The organism is Marinilabilia sp., assembly GCF_016278715.1.
Taxonomy (GTDB): Bacteria; Bacteroidota; Bacteroidia; order Bacteroidales; family Marinilabiliaceae; genus Marinilabilia.
On sequence record NZ_JADQBH010000270.1, the window covers coordinates 1 to 23,051 of the forward strand.

Annotated in this window: 16 protein-coding genes and 1 pseudogene; 14 read left to right on the top strand and 3 right to left on the bottom strand. The window is 37.2% G+C overall.

Features of this window, described 5'->3' with window-relative positions; all coding sequences use genetic code 11:
* Positions 1–234 precede the first annotated feature (234 nt).
* From QZZ43_RS16560 to QZZ43_RS16575, 4 genes are all read left to right on the top strand, one after another.
* Positions 235–780, top strand: coding sequence for a ParA family protein (locus QZZ43_RS16560; protein ID WP_291861673.1), 546 nt, complete (start codon positions 235–237; stop codon positions 778–780).
* Positions 781–1,877: 1,097 nt separating this feature from the next.
* Positions 1,878–2,306: a T9SS type A sorting domain-containing protein gene (locus tag QZZ43_RS16565; protein WP_291861675.1), complete on the top strand. Its 429-nt coding sequence runs from the start codon at positions 1,878–1,880 to the stop codon at positions 2,304–2,306.
* A 15-nt stretch (positions 2,307–2,321) separates the two neighbouring features.
* The gene (locus tag QZZ43_RS16570) at positions 2,322–8,168 is read left to right on the top strand and encodes an FG-GAP-like repeat-containing protein (protein ID WP_291861677.1); all 5,847 of its coding nucleotides are present in this window, start codon (positions 2,322–2,324) and stop codon (positions 8,166–8,168) included.
* 5 nt (positions 8,169–8,173) lie between these two features.
* A complete protein-coding gene (locus tag QZZ43_RS16575; RefSeq protein ID WP_291861679.1) occupies positions 8,174–8,590 on the top strand; it encodes a hypothetical protein in 417 nt (138 codons plus the stop codon).
* 34 nt (positions 8,591–8,624) lie between these two features.
* Here QZZ43_RS16575 and QZZ43_RS16580 read toward each other — a convergent pair whose 3' ends face one another.
* Complete coding sequence (locus QZZ43_RS16580) at positions 8,625–9,017, bottom strand: helix-turn-helix domain-containing protein (RefSeq protein WP_291861680.1); 393 nt, start codon at positions 9,015–9,017, stop codon at positions 8,625–8,627.
* Positions 9,018–9,136: 119 nt separating this feature from the next.
* On the opposite strand from QZZ43_RS16580, the gene QZZ43_RS16585 reads away from it, so the two are divergent.
* The 5 genes from QZZ43_RS16585 (at position 9,137) to QZZ43_RS16605 (ending at position 15,553) form a co-directional block, all read left to right on the top strand.
* Positions 9,137–11,839 carry a CHC2 zinc finger domain-containing protein gene (locus QZZ43_RS16585; protein WP_291861682.1) on the top strand — a complete coding sequence of 901 codons (2,703 nt, stop codon included), beginning with the start codon at positions 9,137–9,139 and terminating at the stop codon, positions 11,837–11,839.
* Between the two features lie 134 nt (positions 11,840–11,973).
* Positions 11,974–12,852 carry a tyrosine-type recombinase/integrase gene (locus QZZ43_RS16590; RefSeq protein ID WP_291861684.1) on the top strand — a complete coding sequence of 293 codons (879 nt, stop codon included), beginning with the start codon at positions 11,974–11,976 and terminating at the stop codon, positions 12,850–12,852.
* Positions 12,849–13,802: a tyrosine-type recombinase/integrase gene (locus QZZ43_RS16595; RefSeq protein ID WP_291861686.1), complete on the top strand. Its 954-nt coding sequence runs from the start codon at positions 12,849–12,851 to the stop codon at positions 13,800–13,802. The genes QZZ43_RS16590 and QZZ43_RS16595 overlap by 4 nt, the downstream gene beginning before the upstream one ends.
* A 963-nt stretch (positions 13,803–14,765) precedes the next feature.
* Positions 14,766–15,131, top strand: coding sequence for a hypothetical protein (locus tag QZZ43_RS16600; protein ID WP_291861688.1), 366 nt, complete (start codon positions 14,766–14,768; stop codon positions 15,129–15,131).
* A gap of 5 nt (positions 15,132–15,136) precedes the next feature.
* Positions 15,137–15,553 carry a hypothetical protein gene (locus QZZ43_RS16605; RefSeq protein ID WP_291861679.1) on the top strand — a complete coding sequence of 139 codons (417 nt, stop codon included), beginning with the start codon at positions 15,137–15,139 and terminating at the stop codon, positions 15,551–15,553.
* Between the two features lie 34 nt (positions 15,554–15,587).
* Here QZZ43_RS16605 and QZZ43_RS16610 read toward each other — a convergent pair whose 3' ends face one another.
* On the bottom strand, positions 15,588–15,980 hold the full coding sequence (locus QZZ43_RS16610; protein WP_291861680.1) for a helix-turn-helix domain-containing protein: 393 nt from the start codon (positions 15,978–15,980) through the stop codon (positions 15,588–15,590).
* Positions 15,981–16,099: 119 nt separating this feature from the next.
* Between QZZ43_RS16610 and QZZ43_RS16615 the strand changes: the two genes are divergently transcribed.
* The 5 genes from QZZ43_RS16615 (at position 16,100) to QZZ43_RS16635 (ending at position 22,531) form a co-directional block, all read left to right on the top strand.
* Complete coding sequence (locus QZZ43_RS16615; RefSeq protein WP_291861682.1) at positions 16,100–18,802, top strand: CHC2 zinc finger domain-containing protein; 2,703 nt, start codon at positions 16,100–16,102, stop codon at positions 18,800–18,802.
* Positions 18,803–18,936: 134 nt separating this feature from the next.
* Positions 18,937–19,815, top strand: a complete 879-nt coding sequence (locus QZZ43_RS16620; RefSeq protein WP_291861684.1) for a tyrosine-type recombinase/integrase — start codon at positions 18,937–18,939, stop codon at positions 19,813–19,815.
* Positions 19,812–20,765, top strand: a complete 954-nt coding sequence (locus tag QZZ43_RS16625; protein WP_291861686.1) for a tyrosine-type recombinase/integrase — start codon at positions 19,812–19,814, stop codon at positions 20,763–20,765. The genes QZZ43_RS16620 and QZZ43_RS16625 overlap by 4 nt, the downstream gene beginning before the upstream one ends.
* 852 nt (positions 20,766–21,617) lie before the next feature.
* On the top strand, positions 21,618–22,028 hold the full coding sequence (locus QZZ43_RS16630; protein WP_291861689.1) for a hypothetical protein: 411 nt from the start codon (positions 21,618–21,620) through the stop codon (positions 22,026–22,028).
* Positions 22,025–22,531: a hypothetical protein gene (locus tag QZZ43_RS16635; protein WP_291861691.1), complete on the top strand. Its 507-nt coding sequence runs from the start codon at positions 22,025–22,027 to the stop codon at positions 22,529–22,531. Before QZZ43_RS16630 ends, QZZ43_RS16635 begins: the two co-directional genes overlap by 4 nt.
* A 50-nt stretch (positions 22,532–22,581) precedes the next feature.
* On the opposite strand, the pseudogene QZZ43_RS16640 reads toward QZZ43_RS16635, so the two are convergent.
* A pseudogene (locus QZZ43_RS16640) lies at positions 22,582–22,980 on the bottom strand (transposase); the annotation flags it as partial.
* Between the last annotated feature and the right edge of the window lie 71 nt (positions 22,981–23,051).

The window sequence follows — 23,051 nt, forward strand, 5'->3', positions numbered from 1 at the left end:
GAAGCCCGAGAAAGACTAGAAAGGAAAAGACTAAGAGAATAGAATCCACGGTGCCTAACATTTAGGGCTGAATTAATCCCCACGAGATAAAAAATCCCGTCTCTTAAAAAGTGGCGGGATTAATTTTGCCCGTTGTTGAACGTGACCCGGCCGTCAGAGTTTTAGGGAGTTGTGGCACTTTTCATGCCATAAAGGTATTTCAATGTTTTGGGATGAGATTTTTCAGGGCATTGTTTGTGGAGTTTTACTAATTGGGAAGCCCAAACTGACGAATATCGCATAGTATATTCACCTGCATTACCGGCTACTCTTGACCTGGCTGCTTTTGAACTGGAAATGGCATCGGAACCAGGGAAAGAGTATCTGTTGAAGGAGGCTTTAGAACGGGTGTCTTGTCTCCTGGATTTTATTATTATCGATTGCTCTCCAAATCTTGGTCTGTTAACTGTGAAAGCTTTGACTGCAATCGATTATTACATTTGCCCGGTGCTACCACACCATTTGAGTATATTCGGTTTCAGCTCAATGATAGAGGTTGTTGACAAGGTTCAAAGAAGGCTAAATCCAAACCTGGATCTGGCTGGCATTGTGATGCCCCAGTTCAATAAGCATAACGAATTACACAGGGATACAGCTGAAGTCATAAAAAGTCACTTTGGTAATAAGCTTTTCTTAAGTACCATACCGGAAAATATAGCTCTTGCCGAGGCTCCTTCATCCGGAAAATCCAATTTTGATTATTCTCCCCAATCCACTGGTGCTATTGAATATATGAAATGAACTGAAGAAATTCTCTACTTAAACCATAAAATAATGGCAAAAAAGAATTTTAAAAGTGGAATGGATTTTTTACTTCAGGGAAGTAAAAACCATATAGAAGCTGAAAAAAAGACATGGGTCAACCTCACCATACAAAGGCGACTTATTTTTTTAATTCCGAAACACTGCAGTCAATTAAGGCAATTGCCTATTATGAAAGGATTCCCATTGGAGAGGTGATCGACCTCGCCCTTAGAAAACATGTTCATGCCTATGAGTCACTAAATACAGCTAAAAAACAGTATGCTCAGAGGTACTCCAAGAAATAACCAGTTTGTTTTTTCAACCATACTCGCTAATTGTAACATATTAACCATACCGTCTGACTTGATCAGATAGTATGGGTTTTCATTATATAGGAATATGGTTTGACCATATAATATGGTAATGGAAAATTGTATGGTCGATATGGGATGACAAAAATTAGTTTTTAAGAAATCTTTCAGGATTAAACGATAGGGCTAAAATGAAAATACTCTAAAAATATAATTCTTCATGATTTTCAACCTGGTATTTTTCTTTAGGGGATTATTTATTTTTTGTATGACTTGTATAGATAAGAATCATTCTAAATTACAAACAAAAGAATCTCATGCGCGCATGAGCTCATAACCTCTTGAACACCTATTTTATTCAGGGTCTTCATTATTTCCTGGAGAAAGAGAATTATGAAGTTATTTCTTTAATAATTGGTCTTAAATGTAAATAAGTGTTTAAACATGAGAACTTTTTACTATATTAGTTTAAAATATGGTGATAAATAAATATATCTGAGTTACTGGACCTTTCTTTAAAATACCTAAGCCTATGGAAACCATTCTACCTAGTTAGTGATTAATTCATCGTTATAATTAATTCTGACTACTTATTTTTGTTGGCCCATTAATTTATTTGACGTTTAGCCATTTGTGAATTTTGCGTAAACTCCTTTTTCAGAAAGGGAAATCTTTTCCACTTATATAGTTGAATTATTTTCTCTAAATTGAAACCGTGCTCCTATTCCGATTCAGGATTATAACTCTCTTTCAAAATTTTATATTAACCCTAAATCAAAAACCATGAAACAATCATTTTTACTATTTTTCTTACTGTTTTTACCTGCAATAACATATGCACAGAGTGTAACGTATGCATATGATTCTTCAGGAAAAAGGGTTAATCGCACTTTGATTATTTCCAAGTCTACAACAGGAAGTAATACTGATTCCACAAAAATAGGTCAAAGCAACCCGGCGTTTGATAGCCGTGATAACTATGAGATAAAAATCTTTCCAAATCCCACTTATGGTTCTATTAATATATCCGTTAATAATATCGGTGCTGTTGAGGGAATGATACAATTGTGTGATAATAAAGGCATTCTCTTAGGACAATATGAATTTTTGAAAGATATATCAATTAATCTCAATCATTTCTCTTCTGGTCTCTACTTATTAAAAATAAAAATTGGTAGCCAACAGACTATCTGGAAAATATTAAAAAAATAACCTAAAACCTAACCTATGAAAATTTGCAAAAGCGTAACAAAAAGCATAGTTCTGACAATCATTCTGGTGTATAGCACGACTTCAGATATAATTGCTCTTCCCTCAGTTGTTGATGGTCCATCAAGAAGTCTGAATACAAACCTTCCAGTTGGATCATTGCCAGGGCAGCTAAATGTTGATTTCTCTGGAAATTCAACTTACTCATTTCAAATTGAACTTCCTCCTTCCAAAAATAATCTTTGTCCATCAATTGGTGTTTCGTACAATAGTCAAAACCGTAACAGTTTTTTAGGGTGGGGATGGTCCCTCTTTTCAGGTTCGGTTATTTCACGAGGAAAAACTTCAATTATTCAAGACGGATATGTGGATGGTGCTGATTTTGATAGCAATGATAGGCTCTATCTTAATGGCAGTCGGTTAATTCTTGTTTCAGGAACATATGGTTCAAATGGATCTGAATATCGTACCGAAGAAGAAAGTCATAAAAGAGTAATAATGTATGGCACCGGAACCAGCGCATACTTTAAAGTCTGGACTCCTGATGGAAAGCTATTAGAAATCGGGAACGGAACATCATATAAAATCAATGCCTCAGAAGGAACACTTTTCTGGTACCAAAATAAGTTAGAAGATTATAGCGGGAATGTTGTCACCTATGCTTATATAAATGACTCGAATGGTTATCGTATTAGTGAAATATTATTTAGTGGAAATTCTGTTCAATTCAATTATGATGTAAGACCAGATAAAAACAGTCTATATTTCCAGGGGGAAGAGATAAAGCGAGGTGTTCGTTTAAGTAACATTAAGGTTTATGGGCAGGGCACGTTATTTCGTCAATATGCATTCAACTATTACACGGATTTTTACAGTCTTCTAAACGAAATCATTGTAACCGGCGATAATGGCACACAGTTTAATTCAACAATTGTAAATTGGAATACAATGGGAAGCATTAGTTCTAATATGCAAAAATTCAGTATAAGTAGCTCTGACATATTTTTGACTGGTGATTTTAATGGTGATGGACGTGAGGATTATCTGACATTTCCTAATAAGGATTATTTTTCGACAGGCGACTATTTGAGAGTTTACGTTAATAACGGCGATGGACTTTCATCAACATTAAAGCATACTAAATCACTTTATCGTAGCACTGTAAATATAGAAGTTGCAGATTTTGATAATGACCTGATTGATGAGATTTTTATTGTTGGAAGACTTGCAGGTCCTGATGGAGATGGAGAGACTTTCTGGAACTTTTATCAATTAAATGGTACATCATTAAGCAATGAAAGTTCTGGTGATTACATTGGTTCTGGAGACTGGGCTAAAGCAGGTGATATTGATGGCGATGGTAATGAAGATATTGTTTTGATAGACTACATGTTAGGAATTGATAAAATTATCGGAATAAATTCTCCAAATTTTCCTTCCAGTGGAGGCGGACGCAAATTGGAACTTATGGATTTCAACCAAGACGGAAAAAAAGAACTTTTTATTTTGAGTACTTCTACCCTTTCTGTGTATGAATATAACCCAGGCTCACAAGACTTTTCATTAATTCTTCAAACTTCTGTCGTTAATAAAGACTCTAATTTTAAACTTGGGGATTTTAATGGTGATGGTAATACAGATATTTTAAATGTTTCTTCCAGAAAACTATATTTATCAACCCAAGTTGGACTTACAGAAGTGAGTTGTCCATTGGCTATCAGAGCTCTACCGATAAATGACTGGGAAACAAAAGTAGAAGTTGGAGACTTCAATGGTGATGGAAAAGATGATATACTTGACATAGGACTCAGATTCTATTTTATTATGATGGATAGATGGTCTGAATCAGATAATTACATTCATTACAGTAATGGAAGCTCTTTTCAAACAGAATCTTGCAACCAGATAAATGGTATGGAGTCATTTATTGGATATTTGGGAACTAATTATGATATAAAGATTCTTGATTCAAATGGTGATGGAGCTGACGACATACTTGCAAAGTTTGGAGGCGACCCAAAATATGATTGCTATTTGAGTAATAAATACAGTTATGGATTGATGATTTCATCTGTAACAAGTGGGGTGAACCTGGTTGAGAGAGTAGATTATTCTTATCTTAATGATGGAACGGGGTATAATGAAGTGAGCAGTACTAATGCAGATCTTTGTTTCCGGTCTAAAGCAACATCTGTTGTTTCAAATATATCGCGCTCCCATGATGGACAGACATTGGATAATTTAACATATACATATGAAAATGCCACTTACAACAAGAAACTAGGTTTCATTGGTTTTACACAAGTTAAAAGTACAAATAGCATAAATGATGTTTCAATAATTAAAGATTTCACTACTATAGGAGAAATTAATGTTCCGGTGCCTGAGAGCCAACAAATGAAAGTTGGTGGCAATAGCACAAGTACTGCCACTTTTGACTACTCTTTTGTGAAAAACATAAAGAGTGGAGGTTTTACATACAGTATCAGACCTTTAACAAAACAAAATACAGATCATTTAACATCATTGGTGAATACAATTAATTATTTAGACTTTGATACCTATGACAATGCAACAGAGTATGAGGAAAAAGATGGAACTCTTGTCACGAAAACCGTAAATAGTACCTTCGACAATCTTACCAATTCAACCTATTGGATTATTGGTCGACCAGCATTAGTTACAGTAAAACATTCAGGAAATGGAGATACTAATAGAACAGAAAAAACTCAGTTTATATATGACAATCAACTTTTAAAAACCAAAACAGATTTCTACGGAACATCGAAAGCCGTTAAAACTACTTTTAATTACACAAACAACTTATTAACATCAGAGGTCACTTCAGGCTCCGGGGTTACAAGCCGAGCAACCAGCTATACCTGGGATACTTCAAACAGATTTATTGAAACGATTACCAATCCATTAGGTCATCAGGTTACAAATAATTACGACCAAAGTACAGGAAATTTATTAAGTTCTAGTGACCCGAATAATCTAACAACTTCCTATGCATATGATGGTTTTGGAAATCTGATAAATACCCAATGGCCAACAGGGGGCATTACTCACGTTAATTCAGAGTGGGACAATTCCGTCACCAATGCCTTCTATAAAGTTATTTACTCAGAAACAGGGTCACCGGATGTTGTAAACTATTATAATATTCGAGGACAGGTATTGTTGACTCAAACAACCGATAACCAGGGGCGAACTAAAAACATTCTCCGGACATATGATGCCAAGGGTAGAATTAGTAGTGAATCACTTCCCTACTTTAATGCCCAAATAGGGAGTAAGTCGTTTAGTTACGATGGTTTCAACCGTATTGAAACTGTTTCATTGCCAAATGGCCGTGGAAGTATCTCTTATTCATATTTCAATTTGGTAACAACTGTTACAAACCCGGAAGGATGGGAAAAGACCACCCTGGATGCGGCCGGGCAACTTGAGCAAACAGAAACGTCCGCCGGAATTGTCAATTATGATTATTTTAGCAATGGATTATTGAAAAGTCAAACAAGTGGAGGACACGTTGTTTCATACCAATATGACGTACAAGGAAATGTAGAGACAATGACAGACAGTGATATTGGAATATCCCAGGCATCTAATAATGCATATGGTGAGATCATCTCTTCCACAGACCCTAATGGCAATACATATTCCTTTACCTATGATAATCTTGGTCGTATTTCCACGCGTACCCTGTCCGGAGGAAGTGAGAGTACTTCCTGGGAATACGATCCATCCGGCCATTTAGGAGTGTTGTCAAAGGTAAAAGTAAATGGTTTGATACAGGAAAGCTATGGCTATGATAGTTATCACCGAGTTAATTCTTTAACGAAAACAGTGAGGTTTGGCGGGGTGGTAAAAAACTATAATTATCAGATGAATTATACACCCGGCAATAAGTTATCAACATTAACCTATCCAGGCGGTTATCGCTTAACATACACTTATGATACCCATGGCTACCTTGCCTCTATTAATGATAACAAAGGGAAATTTAGCTGGAGTAACCCTGAATTTAATGAATTGGGTCAGCCTGTAAGTTACAGTTACGGGAATGGAGCCACCACTTCTTTTAGCTACGATAGCCGATACAGACTTGACCAGGTTTCAGCTTCAACATCATCCACAACATTAATGAATATGGACTATGATTTTGATATCAAGGGAAATCTGACAAAAAGAAAAGACTTACTTAATAACCAGGAGGAGGTATTTACGTATGATGCTCAAAACCGGTTATCAACCTCTACCATTGGAGCAGACATTTCATATAACTCAGCTAACCAAATTTCAACTAAATCTGATATAGGAACTTACCAATACGGACACAGTTCAAAACCAAATGCCATCACCGGAGTGACCAATTTGGCTTCCGGCTGGTCTCCCAATAATCAGGATGTTAGCTATACTCCGTTTCAAAAGGTCTCAGAAATCACCAATTACACCAGTAGTGGTGATTTAATTGCCAATTTTTCTTATGGCTTCGACCACAACCGGCAAGCCATGGAGGTAAGCAAAGGAGGAAATATATTATTTACAAAATTTTATGCTGGGAAACTTTTTGAGGAGATAAAGGAAACGGGCGAAAAATATCACTATATTTACTTAAACTCCAAGATTATTGGAATGTATATGGAAATGGTTACAAGCAGTGACGTTTATTATGCCCATACCGACCATCTTGGATCCATTGTTTGTTTAAGTGATGCGAGTGGGAGTATAGCCGAAGAATACAGTTATGATGCATGGGGAAGCAGGAGAGATCCCGGAGATTGGACCTCGCCCGATAACCGGACTTCATGGCTTTGTGGCCGGGGTTTTACGGGGCACGAACATCTGAATGATTTTGGCTTGATTAATATGAATGGTCGAGTTTATGACAATGAAACAGGCCTGTTTCTGAGTCCTGATCCTTATCTTCAGGATCCGTCAAATCCGTTAAATTTTAACCGGTACAGTTATGTTTTAAATAACCCGCTGAAATACACCGATCCAACCGGCTATAAAACATATATAATGGACGAACTTTGGGTGAACCCCGGGGCAGAACGCATGTTAAGATTTTCAGGCCCACGAAGTGGAGGAGGTTTTTATGGAGGGCCTGGTTTGGTATCTAACGGAACCGGGTTGAATGGAGTATATTATGACTGGTTCAGTGGAACCCACCGCTCTACAGAGGATGGCTCTGAAGTAGAGTGGGAGTATTTAGTATATGTAGCTTCCCAATATAAATCCGAAGGATGGTATAGACAAGATGCCTATGTTGGTAGCGGAGGTTTTTATTTCTACAAAGGAAGCGTTTGGAGAAAGTCAACATCTGATGGTCAAGTTGCCGCAAATAGCGGGGTAACGCCTTTTGATGTTGGTGTAGAGTGGCTGACAGGAACTGGACCAAGACACCGCGATTTTACCAATGGAGATGTTTTTACAGAAATGCTTAGACAGCATGACCATGTTTTGAACACTTTGGCATCAATCCCGGGCATGATTGCCAATGGTAAAATGAGAGGAAATGCTCCATATAGTTTAAGTGGTGTTCAGGGAGTTGGAAAATATGTAAAAGATTATTCAACATTAGCAACAGGAGGACTAACAGGAAACCTTGCGGTAACTTACTTAGGTTCTTATAATTTAGCATGGCAGGTAACAGGAGTTAATGGAAATTCGGCTACGGTAGAGTTTTTAGTCAACAATTCTTCTACTATCCAGTCGGCTACACGACCGCCAGTATTAGGATATTATTCTTGGTGGCAAAATTCTGTAGGTTCTTGGATTAATAGTTCTTTTTCAAGTGGACCAATGTCGCCAACAACACAAACATTTAGATGGACAGAAACAGTAACATGGTAATGAAAATGATAAATATATTAAGCCTTTCAATAATGATGTTATTTACAGGCTGCAAGTCAGAAAATCCGACCGCTGATAGTATAGTCGGCAAATGGGTTGCAAAAGATGGTGCTGTTTTTCAATTTAGCAAAGAAGGAACATTTACTACCCAAGATTTGCCAAAAGATAAGTTTCTCCCCTTTTCAGAAGATTTTACGGAATCGTTATTTAGTGAAACTGGAAAATGGGAACTGAAACACGACCAAGGTAGATGGATTGTGTCTTTGTATTTTGAAAATAGTGAGAGTTTACCTGGAGGATGTGTAACGCAAATTTATATAGCGGGTAGTAAGGGAATTATGGAGAATCAACCACCTTGGTATCTGTTTTTTTGGGAAGGAGAAGAAGGAGGTTCCAGATATAGGTTTACAAAGAAAGAATAAGATAAAAGCCCGAGCAATCGGGCTTTTTTATGCTTTAAAATTTAGCTTTCCCATCTAAAAGGTCTTTCATCCTTTTTTTAGTCAGCATAGAATTAATAATTTTAATCAGTGCGTTTTTCTCATCTTCATCAAGTTGGTTTATAAGCATTATCTGCTCATTAAGTTCATGGTTTTCTAATTCCACTACACTGTTTTCGCTATCATTTAAAAGGTTGTCGGCACTCACGGCAAATACTTTCATTAACCTTTGTACAATATCAATAGAGGGCAGTAAATGTCCGTTTTCCATTTTCGACAAGTGGGTAACATGAATGTGCAATTTATCAGCCAAGTCCTGCTGGTTCATGTTGGAAGCCTTGCGTAAAGCTTTAATTTTCTCGTTAAACTTCATACTGTAAAGTTCTATTGTTGTCTGCAAATTTACCATAATATACAAGTTTTAACTATTTATTTTGCTTTTGATGAAATTATATTGCAAATATATGAAAGTTAATTGTATTTTTGCTTTCAATATAATGAATAATAATATTGCAAAATTTTCAACTTATGGAAATAGCCGAAATAAAACAAAGGTTGACAATCGAAAAGGTATTACAGTATTACGGCTTACAAGCCAACAGAAACCATATGCTTAAATGCCCATTCCATGAAGAAACAGAACCAAGCTTAAAAATATACCCGAACACAAATACCTTTAACTGTTTTGGCTGTAAAGCCAATGGGGACACGATAGAATTTATTCAATTAAAAGAAAAATGCAGTAAACACGAGGCATTGAAGAAGGCAACGGAATTAATTAACCCAATTGAAATAACAAAGCAATCCAACCAAGCACCGCCAGAACCAGTAAGTCGAAACGGAAAAATAGAATTACTCACAAAACTTTTTGGCTACTTCAGGGGAGCAATCAACAACAGCAAACCATCAAGAAATTATATCACTCAAACCAGGCGTTTAGAATTGTTTTTGGAAATCGGCTACAACTCTGCACAGTTCCATCATGGGCAAAGGCGTGATGAAGCTCTAATAAATGAGTGTGTAAAATATGGAATGCTTACCCCAACCCAAAGTAAAACAAAGGCTGGCAACTCAACAGGCTATTATGTTTTTGGTAAAAACTGCATCGTGTTCCCACTTAAAGACAAAGAGCAAAATATCACAGGGTTGTACTTTAGAAGCATAGAGGAAAAGAAAGATAGCAAGCATTATTATTTAAAGGATAGAGAAGGACTTTATCCAGGATATTTAAAACAGGAAACAACCAGGTTAATCATTACAGAAGCCATAATAGATGCAGCCACACTTTTACAGCTTCCATTTATAACCGAGAAATACGAAGTGCTAAGCTGTTACGGTACAAACGGATTTACAAGCGAACACAAAGAGGCAATCAAGGAACTGGCAAACCTGCAGGAAGTAATAATCTTTTTTGATGGCGACAAAACAGGGATTACAGCAGCCGAAAAACTGGCAAAGGAAATACAAAAGCTAAACGATAAGCTTACCATCAAAATAGTGAATACGCCCGAAGGCGAAGACGTGAACAGCTTATCAATCGGTCATGAATCCGAAATATTCACCCATCTTTTAGAAACTGCACAACCATTTTTTATTTTATCTGAAGAAACTGAAAATACTGAACAGGCAGAAGAACCCAAGCCAACAACAGCAACAAAATTAAATGCTGCCAATCCCGAACAAATCATTTACGAAACATCGGAACTAAAAATCACCATCTGGGGCGGAATCGAAAAAGAGAACCTGAGTAGGTTAAAAATATCAATGCACATTAAGAGTAAAGCAAATAAATACAAGAGCTTTAGGGATGATGTGAACCTTTACAGCCACGGCAATACACAAAAATTAATACAGAATATTAGCGAAACTTTGGAAGTCAGTACCACCGCTATAACCAAAACAATAACCGAACTAACAGAAGAACTGGAAGCGTACCGACTTGAAGAACGTACCGCGATGGCAAAAGCCCTGAAACCGAAACTATATGAAATGAGCGAGGAAGAGAAACAAGAAGCCCAAAGCTTCCTGAAAAACAAAGGACTTGGTAAACGGACTTTAGAACTGATACAGCAAAGCGGATTAATCGGAGAGGAAAAGAACGGCTTATTACTTTACTTTCTGTACACATCAAGGCTGATGGAGGAGCCATTGCACGCAATCATCTTTGGAAAGTCCGGGAGCGGTAAAACTTATTTGCAGACCAAAATAAGCGAATGTTTACCGGAAGAATCAGTACGTACAATTACAAGCCTTACAGAAAATACACTTTACTACTCAGCCAAAGGCTTCTGGAAACACAAAGTTTTGTTAATCGAAGATTTAGAAGGCGTTTACAATGCCTTTTTACCGCTCCGAGAGTTCATGAGCAAACAAAGTATAACCAAGCTTACAACCGATAAAGATGCCAAAGGAAATAACATACAGAAGCTTTTAACGGTTGAAGGCCCGATATGCGTGAGCGGTGCAACTACTCAAGGTTCAATTTATGAAGACAATGCAAACCGCAGCTTCTTACTGCACATTGATGAAAGCAGCAACCATTTAAACCAGGTAATGGAATACCAACGAAAAATACAGGCAGGAATAGTAAACGAAACAGGGCAGCAATCAGCCAAACTATTATTAAAAAACGCTCAAAGGCTTTTAAGAAAGGTAAAGGTTATCAATCCTTATGCAACAGACCTGAGAATCCCTGATTGTGTTTTTAAGAAGCTCCGAACCAACATGCACTATTTAAAGCTTATTGAAATAATCACCTTTTACAACCAGTTCCAACGCAAATGGAAGAAAAGCCAATCAGAAGAATATTACATTGAAACAGCAATCGAAGATATAGAACTGGCAAACTGGTTGGTTAAAGATAACCTGCTCCGCAAATCGGACGAGTTGAACGAAGATACACGCCATTTTTTTGAAAGCTTAAAGGAACTGGCAGCCAAGAAACCAAAGGAAACCCAAAGCTTTTACGCCAAAGAAATACGCCAACACTTTAGAATGAACCCCATGAAAGTAAACCGCTATCTCCATCAACTGGAATCAAGGGGATATATAAACCGGATTGGCGGAAACCGAAAAACTGGCTATGAATACGAGGTTGCAGCATGGGAAGAATACGAGCTATTAAAATCAAATATTGATGTACTGGACGAAATAATCCAAAATATCAGGGCTAAGTATAACGGCAAATCAAAAGCAGAAAATAAGTATAACACAAGTGTAACACAAGTATAACAGTGGCAGCGCCACAGGCAATTAATTTAAATATCAATCATTTACGGCTAAGTATAACAGTATAACAAGTATAACAGGGCAAGAGCAAGAGGGGTATTTTATCAAAAGGGTCATAGCTAAAAACAAAAAGTATCATGAACGTAGAATTTACAAGGCTTACAGAAAGTTTTAAAGAATGGCTTGGCATCGTAGGTTACAGCCCTGATACCGTAGAGAGCCAGCCGAGAGTTATTGAAAAATACTTTTCCTTTATGGAAGCGGGCAATATCAATAAACTGGAAAACATAACCCAACAAGCAACAGCAGCCTGGTACGAATCAGAGAAACAAAGGAAAAGCAAACAAACAGGCGAACTTTTAAAGAATGCCACCTTAAACGGTTTTATCAGGGCATTAAGGTTATTTAGCCAGTTCTTGGATGAAACAAGCCTGGGCACTTTAACCATTGATTTACTATACGAAGAAAACGCAAAATCAAAACGTCCGGTACTTACCAAAGAAGAAGTGCAAGCAATGTACCATGCGGCAGACGAAACCATTTTAGGACTTAGAGACCGAGCAATATTAAGTATTTATTACGGTTGTGGAATTAGAAGCAAAGAAGGTCAGTTTTTAGAATTAAGCGATATTATCCTGGACAGGAAACTGGTGTATGTAAGAAAAGGCAAGCAATACCGGGAACGCTACGTCCCTTTTGTACAAAATCAAATGACCGACTTTAAACTTTACCTGAAGGAATGCCGTCCGGAACTCACAAATAAACATACGCAAAACTGGTTCCTGCTCAATAACAAAGGCAATCAATGCGATGCATCATTTTTATTAAAACGTGTAAAACAACTGGCAAAGCAAGCAGAAATAAAAAAAGAAATCGGGGTACACACTTTACGCCACTCCATCGCCACGCACTTAATGCAATCGGGAATGAAAATAGAAAGCATTGCACAGTTTTTAGGACATAAGAACATCGACAGTACACAACGCTACGTCCATTTAGCCATCGAAATGTCATGAACACAAAAGCATCAAATACAGGCAACAAACACCGGATATTAAGAAAGTTAAGCAGTGAACTGCCAAAAGACTTTAAAGAATACCTGTTGTATTTACGCCTTCGACCACAAACCATCGTCAATAATATACGCTACATCAGGCGTTTTTTAGAGTGGCTCGATAACGAGAATTTAACCGTAGAAAAATGTACTTACAACGATTTACTGGCAATAATCAAACATTACCGGAACGAAAATCACAGTGTACACAACATCAACAACCATTTAAACGGCATCCAATATTATTACGAATACCAAAAATTATTGGGAAAGGTAGAACACAATCCAGCAAAGAACCTAAGAGTAAAAGGCGATATTGAGAAAGTTCCAAACGATATACTGACCCAAAAACAAATAGAAAAAATCTTTGAGAACTACCAAGCTGAAACTCCGGTACAGAAACGGAATAAAATCATGATTAGCTTAGTTGTTTACCAGGCAATAGAACGGGAAGAAATCCACTTTTTAGAACCGAAAGATATTAACCTGGACAAAGGGACAATACAGGTAAGAAGGAATACACGTTTACAGGAAAGGATATTAAAACTCAATGCCAAACAAGTATTGCCGCTACATGAATACATGAACGAAACCCGGACAGAACTTTTAAAGCTGAAGAAAAAACAAACCAGGAACTACAAAACCGACAAGCTGTTTTTTACCATCGGAACCAGTCAGCACATTAAAGACTCAATGCGTGAACTGCTCCGGGAACTAAGGAAAGAACACAAATACTTAATCAGCTTTACGCAAATAAGAATGAGCGTTATAAGCCAATGGATAAAAGAAAAGAATTTAAGAGAAGTCCAGTACATGGCTGGACATGCCAGCATTTACTCAACACAAAGATATGTAAGGGCAAACCTTGATGAACTGAAAGACGAATTAAGCAACTACCATCCATTGCAATAAGACACACAAGCCAACACTCCCCACAGGTCAAAAAATCCCCGCTTCTCGTACCTCTAAGCTTGCACGGTCTTTTTTGCCCTTCCCCTACGCCGACCCTTCTGTAATTTTTTCCGTCATGCTTTTTGTCCGACCCACAAACGGCACATTGCTTTTTTATTTTTAATTGAATGGATTTTTAAGCGGTAAAAACAAAAAATCAAAGAGCCGTGCCAACCCTGCAAACAAAAAGACACGCCCAAAAAAATTACCCAAAGCTAAGTTACATAATACGAGTTATAGGAGCAGCCACACGAAAACCAGCCCACAAAAACCAAAGCTGTCAGCTATAACTAGTATTATGCAAAATAGCCGCTCAATCCACGCTCCCCGACCCACGCCAACGCTGACAAACAGCATATTAAAAAACCGCTCAAAACCCACCCTCGAAAACCAAAGTTTTTTAAAAAGCTGTTTGCTGCCCCAAAAGCGGTAACAAGAGCCGCCGGAAAAGGCGGCACTTGTTGAAGTGTCTATCCACCAAAACCCCGACCACCACCCCTAAGAATGCTATTGAAACGAGAATAACCCAAAAGCTTCAGTACTAAATTGAAAGTTCCTGCAAGGGTTATTTCCCGTTCCAACAGCACATCATCATCACCATGATTTTTGAAACTTTTTCTTTTAAATGAAAAAAACAATAACTGAAATCTTCAATTAAAAGAAAAAATGGTAGTTTTGTCGGAGAAGTAAAAGACGTTCTTTAAAAAGCTGATTTGCAGGAAGTCTGGCGAAGTTGGAAGCCTTGATTTTAGGGGAGTTGGTACAGAAGTTGCCGCAAATAGCGGGGTAACGCCTTTTGATGTTGGTGTAGAGTGGCTGACAGGAACTGGACCAAGACACCGCGATTTTACCAATGGAGATGTTTTTACAGAAATGCTTAGACAGCATGACCATGTTTTGAACACTTTGGCATCAATCCCGGGCATGATTGCCAATGGTAAAATGAGAGGAAATGCTCCATATAGTTTAAGTGGTGTTCAGGGAGTTGGAAAATATGTAAAAGATTATTCAACATTAGCAACAGGAGGACTAACAGGAAACCTTGCGGTAACTTACTTAGGTTCTTATAATTTAGCATGGCAGGTAACAGGAGTTAATGGAAATTCGGCTACGGTAGAGTTTTTAGTCAACAATTCTTCTACTATCCAGTCGGCTACACGACCGCCAGTATTAGGATATTATTCTTGGTGGCAAAATTCTGTAGGTTCTTGGATTAATAGTTCTTTTTCAAGTGGACCAATGTCGCCAACAACACAAACATTTAGATGGACAGAAACAGTAACATGGTAATGAAAATGATAAATATATTAAGCCTTTCAATAATGATGTTATTTACAGGCTGCAAGTCAGAAAATCCGACCGCTGATAGTATAGTCGGCAAATGGGTTGCAAAAGATGGTGCTGTTTTTCAATTTAGCAAAGAAGGAACATTTACTACCCAAGATTTGCCAAAAGATAAGTTTCTCCCCTTTTCAGAAGATTTTACGGAATCGTTATTTAGTGAAACTGGAAAATGGGAACTGAAACACGACCAAGGTAGATGGATTGTGTCTTTGTATTTTGAAAATAGTGAGAGTTTACCTGGAGGATGTGTAACGCAAATTTATATAGCGGGTAGTAAGGGAATTATGGAGAATCAACCACCTTGGTATCTGTTTTTTTGGGAAGGAGAAGAAGGAGGTTCCAGATATAGGTTTACAAAGAAAGAATAAGATAAAAGCCCGAGCAATCGGGCTTTTTTATGCTTTAAAATTTAGCTTTCCCATCTAAAAGGTCTTTCATCCTTTTTTTAGTCAGCATAGAATTAATAATTTTAATCAGTGCGTTTTTCTCATCTTCATCAAGTTGGTTTATAAGCATTATCTGCTCATTAAGTTCATGGTTTTCTAATTCCACTACACTGTTTTCGCTATCATTTAAAAGGTTGTCGGCACTCACGGCAAATACTTTCATTAACCTTTGTACAATATCAATAGAGGGCAGTAAATGTCCGTTTTCCATTTTCGACAAGTGGGTAACATGAATGTGCAATTTATCAGCCAAGTCCTGCTGGTTCATGTTGGAAGCCTTGCGTAAAGCTTTAATTTTCTCGTTAAACTTCATACTGTAAAGTTCTATTGTTGTCTGCAAATTTACCATAATATACAAGTTTTAACTATTTATTTTGCTTTTGATGAAATTATATTGCAAATATATGAAAGTTAATTGTATTTTTGCTTTCAATATAATGAATAATAATATTGCAAAATTTTCAACTTATGGAAATAGCCGAAATAAAACAAAGGTTGACAATCGAAAAGGTATTACAGTATTACGGCTTACAAGCCAACAGAAACCATATGCTTAAATGCCCATTCCATGAAGAAACAGAACCAAGCTTAAAAATATACCCGAACACAAATACCTTTAACTGTTTTGGCTGTAAAGCCAATGGGGACACGATAGAATTTATTCAATTAAAAGAAAAATGCAGTAAACACGAGGCATTGAAGAAGGCAACGGAATTAATTAACCCAATTGAAATAACAAAGCAATCCAACCAAGCACCGCCAGAACCAGTAAGTCGAAACGGAAAAATAGAATTACTCACAAAACTTTTTGGCTACTTCAGGGGAGCAATCAACAACAGCAAACCATCAAGAAATTATATCACTCAAACCAGGCGTTTAGAATTGTTTTTGGAAATCGGCTACAACTCTGCACAGTTCCATCATGGGCAAAGGCGTGATGAAGCTCTAATAAATGAGTGTGTAAAATATGGAATGCTTACCCCAACCCAAAGTAAAACAAAGGCTGGCAACTCAACAGGCTATTATGTTTTTGGTAAAAACTGCATCGTGTTCCCACTTAAAGACAAAGAGCAAAATATCACAGGGTTGTACTTTAGAAGCATAGAGGAAAAGAAAGATAGCAAGCATTATTATTTAAAGGATAGAGAAGGACTTTATCCAGGATATTTAAAACAGGAAACAACCAGGTTAATCATTACAGAAGCCATAATAGATGCAGCCACACTTTTACAGCTTCCATTTATAACCGAGAAATACGAAGTGCTAAGCTGTTACGGTACAAACGGATTTACAAGCGAACACAAAGAGGCAATCAAGGAACTGGCAAACCTGCAGGAAGTAATAATCTTTTTTGATGGCGACAAAACAGGGATTACAGCAGCCGAAAAACTGGCAAAGGAAATACAAAAGCTAAACGATAAGCTTACCATCAAAATAGTGAATACGCCCGAAGGCGAAGACGTGAACAGCTTATCAATCGGTCATGAATCCGAAATATTCACCCATCTTTTAGAAACTGCACAACCATTTTTTATTTTATCTGAAGAAACTGAAAATACTGAACAGGCAGAAGAACCCAAGCCAACAACAGCAACAAAATTAAATGCTGCCAATCCCGAACAAATCATTTACGAAACATCGGAACTAAAAATCACCATCTGGGGCGGAATCGAAAAAGAGAACCTGAGTAGGTTAAAAATATCAATGCACATTAAGAGTAAAGCAAATAAATACAAGAGCTTTAGGGATGATGTGAACCTTTACAGCCACGGCAATACACAAAAATTAATACAGAATATTAGCGAAACTTTGGAAGTCAGTACCACCGCTATAACCAAAACAATAACCGAACTAACAGAAGAACTGGAAGCGTACCGACTTGAAGAACGTACCGCGATGGCAAAAGCCCTGAAACCGAAACTATATGAAATGAGCGAGGAAGAGAAACAAGAAGCCCAAAGCTTCCTGAAAAACAAAGGACTTGGTAAACGGACTTTAGAACTGATACAGCAAAGCGGATTAATCGGAGAGGAAAAGAACGGCTTATTACTTTACTTTCTGTACACATCAAGGCTGATGGAGGAGCCATTGCACGCAATCATCTTTGGAAAGTCCGGGAGCGGTAAAACTTATTTGCAGACCAAAATAAGCGAATGTTTACCGGAAGAATCAGTACGTACAATTACAAGCCTTACAGAAAATACACTTTACTACTCAGCCAAAGGCTTCTGGAAACACAAAGTTTTGTTAATCGAAGATTTAGAAGGCGTTTACAATGCCTTTTTACCGCTCCGAGAGTTCATGAGCAAACAAAGTATAACCAAGCTTACAACCGATAAAGATGCCAAAGGAAATAACATACAGAAGCTTTTAACGGTTGAAGGCCCGATATGCGTGAGCGGTGCAACTACTCAAGGTTCAATTTATGAAGACAATGCAAACCGCAGCTTCTTACTGCACATTGATGAAAGCAGCAACCATTTAAACCAGGTAATGGAATACCAACGAAAAATACAGGCAGGAATAGTAAACGAAACAGGGCAGCAATCAGCCAAACTATTATTAAAAAACGCTCAAAGGCTTTTAAGAAAGGTAAAGGTTATCAATCCTTATGCAACAGACCTGAGAATCCCTGATTGTGTTTTTAAGAAGCTCCGAACCAACATGCACTATTTAAAGCTTATTGAAATAATCACCTTTTACAACCAGTTCCAACGCAAATGGAAGAAAAGCCAATCAGAAGAATATTACATTGAAACAGCAATCGAAGATATAGAACTGGCAAACTGGTTGGTTAAAGATAACCTGCTCCGCAAATCGGACGAGTTGAACGAAGATACACGCCATTTTTTTGAAAGCTTAAAGGAACTGGCAGCCAAGAAACCAAAGGAAACCCAAAGCTTTTACGCCAAAGAAATACGCCAACACTTTAGAATGAACCCCATGAAAGTAAACCGCTATCTCCATCAACTGGAATCAAGGGGATATATAAACCGGATTGGCGGAAACCGAAAAACTGGCTATGAATACGAGGTTGCAGCATGGGAAGAATACGAGCTATTAAAATCAAATATTGATGTACTGGACGAAATAATCCAAAATATCAGGGCTAAGTATAACGGCAAATCAAAAGCAGAAAATAAGTATAACACAAGTGTAACACAAGTATAACAGTGGCAGCGCCACAGGCAATTAATTTAAATATCAATCATTTACGGCTAAGTATAACAGTATAACAAGTATAACAGGGCAAGAGCAAGAGGGGTATTTTATCAAAAGGGTCATAGCTAAAAACAAAAAGTATCATGAACGTAGAATTTACAAGGCTTACAGAAAGTTTTAAAGAATGGCTTGGCATCGTAGGTTACAGCCCTGATACCGTAGAGAGCCAGCCGAGAGTTATTGAAAAATACTTTTCCTTTATGGAAGCGGGCAATATCAATAAACTGGAAAACATAACCCAACAAGCAACAGCAGCCTGGTACGAATCAGAGAAACAAAGGAAAAGCAAACAAACAGGCGAACTTTTAAAGAATGCCACCTTAAACGGTTTTATCAGGGCATTAAGGTTATTTAGCCAGTTCTTGGATGAAACAAGCCTGGGCACTTTAACCATTGATTTACTATACGAAGAAAACGCAAAATCAAAACGTCCGGTACTTACCAAAGAAGAAGTGCAAGCAATGTACCATGCGGCAGACGAAACCATTTTAGGACTTAGAGACCGAGCAATATTAAGTATTTATTACGGTTGTGGAATTAGAAGCAAAGAAGGTCAGTTTTTAGAATTAAGCGATATTATCCTGGACAGGAAACTGGTGTATGTAAGAAAAGGCAAGCAATACCGGGAACGCTACGTCCCTTTTGTACAAAATCAAATGACCGACTTTAAACTTTACCTGAAGGAATGCCGTCCGGAACTCACAAATAAACATACGCAAAACTGGTTCCTGCTCAATAACAAAGGCAATCAATGCGATGCATCATTTTTATTAAAACGTGTAAAACAACTGGCAAAGCAAGCAGAAATAAAAAAAGAAATCGGGGTACACACTTTACGCCACTCCATCGCCACGCACTTAATGCAATCGGGAATGAAAATAGAAAGCATTGCACAGTTTTTAGGACATAAGAACATCGACAGTACACAACGCTACGTCCATTTAGCCATCGAAATGTCATGAACACAAAAGCATCAAATACAGGCAACAAACACCGGATATTAAGAAAGTTAAGCAGTGAACTGCCAAAAGACTTTAAAGAATACCTGTTGTATTTACGCCTTCGACCACAAACCATCGTCAATAATATACGCTACATCAGGCGTTTTTTAGAGTGGCTCGATAACGAGAATTTAACCGTAGAAAAATGTACTTACAACGATTTACTGGCAATAATCAAACATTACCGGAACGAAAATCACAGTGTACACAACATCAACAACCATTTAAACGGCATCCAATATTATTACGAATACCAAAAATTATTGGGAAAGGTAGAACACAATCCAGCAAAGAACCTAAGAGTAAAAGGCGATATTGAGAAAGTTCCAAACGATATACTGACCCAAAAACAAATAGAAAAAATCTTTGAGAACTACCAAGCTGAAACTCCGGTACAGAAACGGAATAAAATCATGATTAGCTTAGTTGTTTACCAGGCAATAGAACGGGAAGAAATCCACTTTTTAGAACCGAAAGATATTAACCTGGACAAAGGGACAATACAGGTAAGAAGGAATACACGTTTACAGGAAAGGATATTAAAACTCAATGCCAAACAAGTATTGCCGCTACATGAATACATGAACGAAACCCGGACAGAACTTTTAAAGCTGAAGAAAAAACAAACCAGGAACTACAAAACCGACAAGCTGTTTTTTACCATCGGAACCAGTCAGCACATTAAAGACTCAATGCGTGAACTGCTCCGGGAACTAAGGAAAGAACACAAATACTTAATCAGCTTTACGCAAATAAGAATGAGCGTTATAAGCCAATGGATAAAAGAAAAGAATTTAAGAGAAGTCCAGTACATGGCTGGACATGCCAGCATTTACTCAACACAAAGATATGTAAGGGCAAACCTTGATGAACTGAAAGACGAATTAAGCAACTACCATCCATTGCAATAAGACACACAAGCCAACACTCCCCACAGGTCAAAAAATCCCCGCTTCTCGTACCTCTAAGCTTGCACGGTCTTTTTTGCCCTTCCCCTACGCCGACCCTTCTGTAATTTTTTCCGTCATGCTTTTTGTCCGACCCACAAACGGCACATTGCTTTTTTATTTTTAATTGAATGGATTTTTAAGCGGTAAAAACAAAAAATCAAAGAGCCGTGCCAACCCTGCAAACAAAAAGACACGCCCAAAAAAATTACCCAAAGCTAAGTTACATAATACGAGTTATAGGAGCAGCCACACGAAAACCAGCCCACAAAAACCAAAGCTGTCAGCTATAACTAGTATTATGCAAAATAGCCGCTCAATCCACGCTCCCCGACCCACGCCAACGCTGACAAACAGCATATTAAAAAACCGCTCAAAACCCACCCTCGAAAACCAAAGTTTTTTAAAAAGCTGTTTGCTGCCCCAAAAGCGGTAACAAGAGCCGCCGGAAAAGGCGGCACTTGTTGAAGTGTCTATCCACCAAAACCCCGACCACCACCCCTAAGAATGCTATTGAAACGAGAATAACCCAAAAGCTTCAGTACTAAATTGAAAGTTCCTGCAAGGGTTATTTCCCGTTCCAACAGCACATCATCATCACCATGATTTTTGAAACTTTTTCTTTTAAATGAAAAAAACAATAACTGAAATCTTCAATTAAAAGAAAAAATGGTAGTTTTGTCGGAGAAGTAAAAGACGTTCTTTAAAAAGCTGATTTGCAGGAAGTCTGGCGAAGTTGGAAGCCTTGATTTTAGGGGAGTTGGTACAGAAGTTGCCACAAATAGCGGGGGTTGGGATTTAAATGGGGATGGTAGAATGACAATTAATGAAAGTTATAGTTGGTGGAAAAATGGAGGAGGGACAACGGTTCAGGTTCCACTTAGTTCCTTAGACTTGAGTTCTATTACACCCGCTTCATTTAAAGACGGAGTTGGAGGTGTTGAAACTTTTAACTTGTTATTTAGAGGAAATGCAACAGATGGATTAGTGCATGGAACTATTGCATTACGTCTATATCCCAATAATACAGTAAAAGCTTTTGATGGTCCTTATGATTTTGATTATAAACCTTGGTTGACAAACCCAATTAGAAATATTGAGAACTTTTTTGGAAAAACTATCCATGGTGCAGGTACTCCTTATGAAATAGATTTCACTGGTTTAGGAACAATTAGTCCAAATCCGTCAATTACAGATTGGTATATAAGAACAGGAGGTATAAGATGATGAGAAATAATATTTTTTTGTTAATAATAATGTGTTCTTTTTTTTCCTGCAATCAGGGAAGTTTGTCCGACAAATTGAGTGGTAGTTATACTTATCATGAAGGCTTAAATGGATATAGGGATATATTAAAGAATAAAAATATTGAGAGTATAACCAATGATAGAAATTTCGAATATTTAAAGGAAAATATATACTCGGAAGTTATTGATTACTGCTATAATGAAGATTTTATACTTGTTAAACAAAAGCCAAATAAAAAATATCACATTAAAGCATTATTATTTGAACTTGAAGATATTTATTCGAGTAGTAGAAGTAAATTTTTAGCTGATAGCCTAATAAATAATGATGTTTACTATAAACAAATATTTGATAATGAGATTAATTATTGGATAATAGATAACAAGAATGAAATACTATTAGGACCATTTCAAAAAAAGAAATACTTACATAAAAGAAATGATTTGAAAATACCTCAAGAGTTAGAATTAAAACAAGAATAACACTATCATCCGAAAGTTTTTTGAAATTGAGAAAAAATTGCTGTATCCCTTTATCCATAGAGGGACAATTGCTCGTTTTGAGAAAAAAAGTCGGATGACAGTGGTATTTTCATTTGCTTGCTCTGTTTTATTCTTTTTGCACCTTCGCCCATGGTATTGCACACATAATCAAGTGATAAATAAAAGCATAGACTCATTCGTATTTTTTCGACAAAATTTGAAAATGCAGGTAGTTTTTTTGCAATAGTTCTTCTAATAAGTTCCAGTAACATAAAAGTTATCATTGCGATGTAGATTTGCGACTTTACCGCATTTTCACTTGTCCCTACAAACGTTTTTATCTGCAAATTCTGTTTTAATGCTTTAAAAAACAACTCAATATCCCAACGTTTCTTGTAAAGCTCGGCTATAGTTTAAGCATGCCATTCCAATTGGTTTGTAATGATCTCCATAATTTTGTTTGATATTTACCTGTTATAATTTAATCAGGTGCATCAGCATATTAAGTCGGCAGTAATTT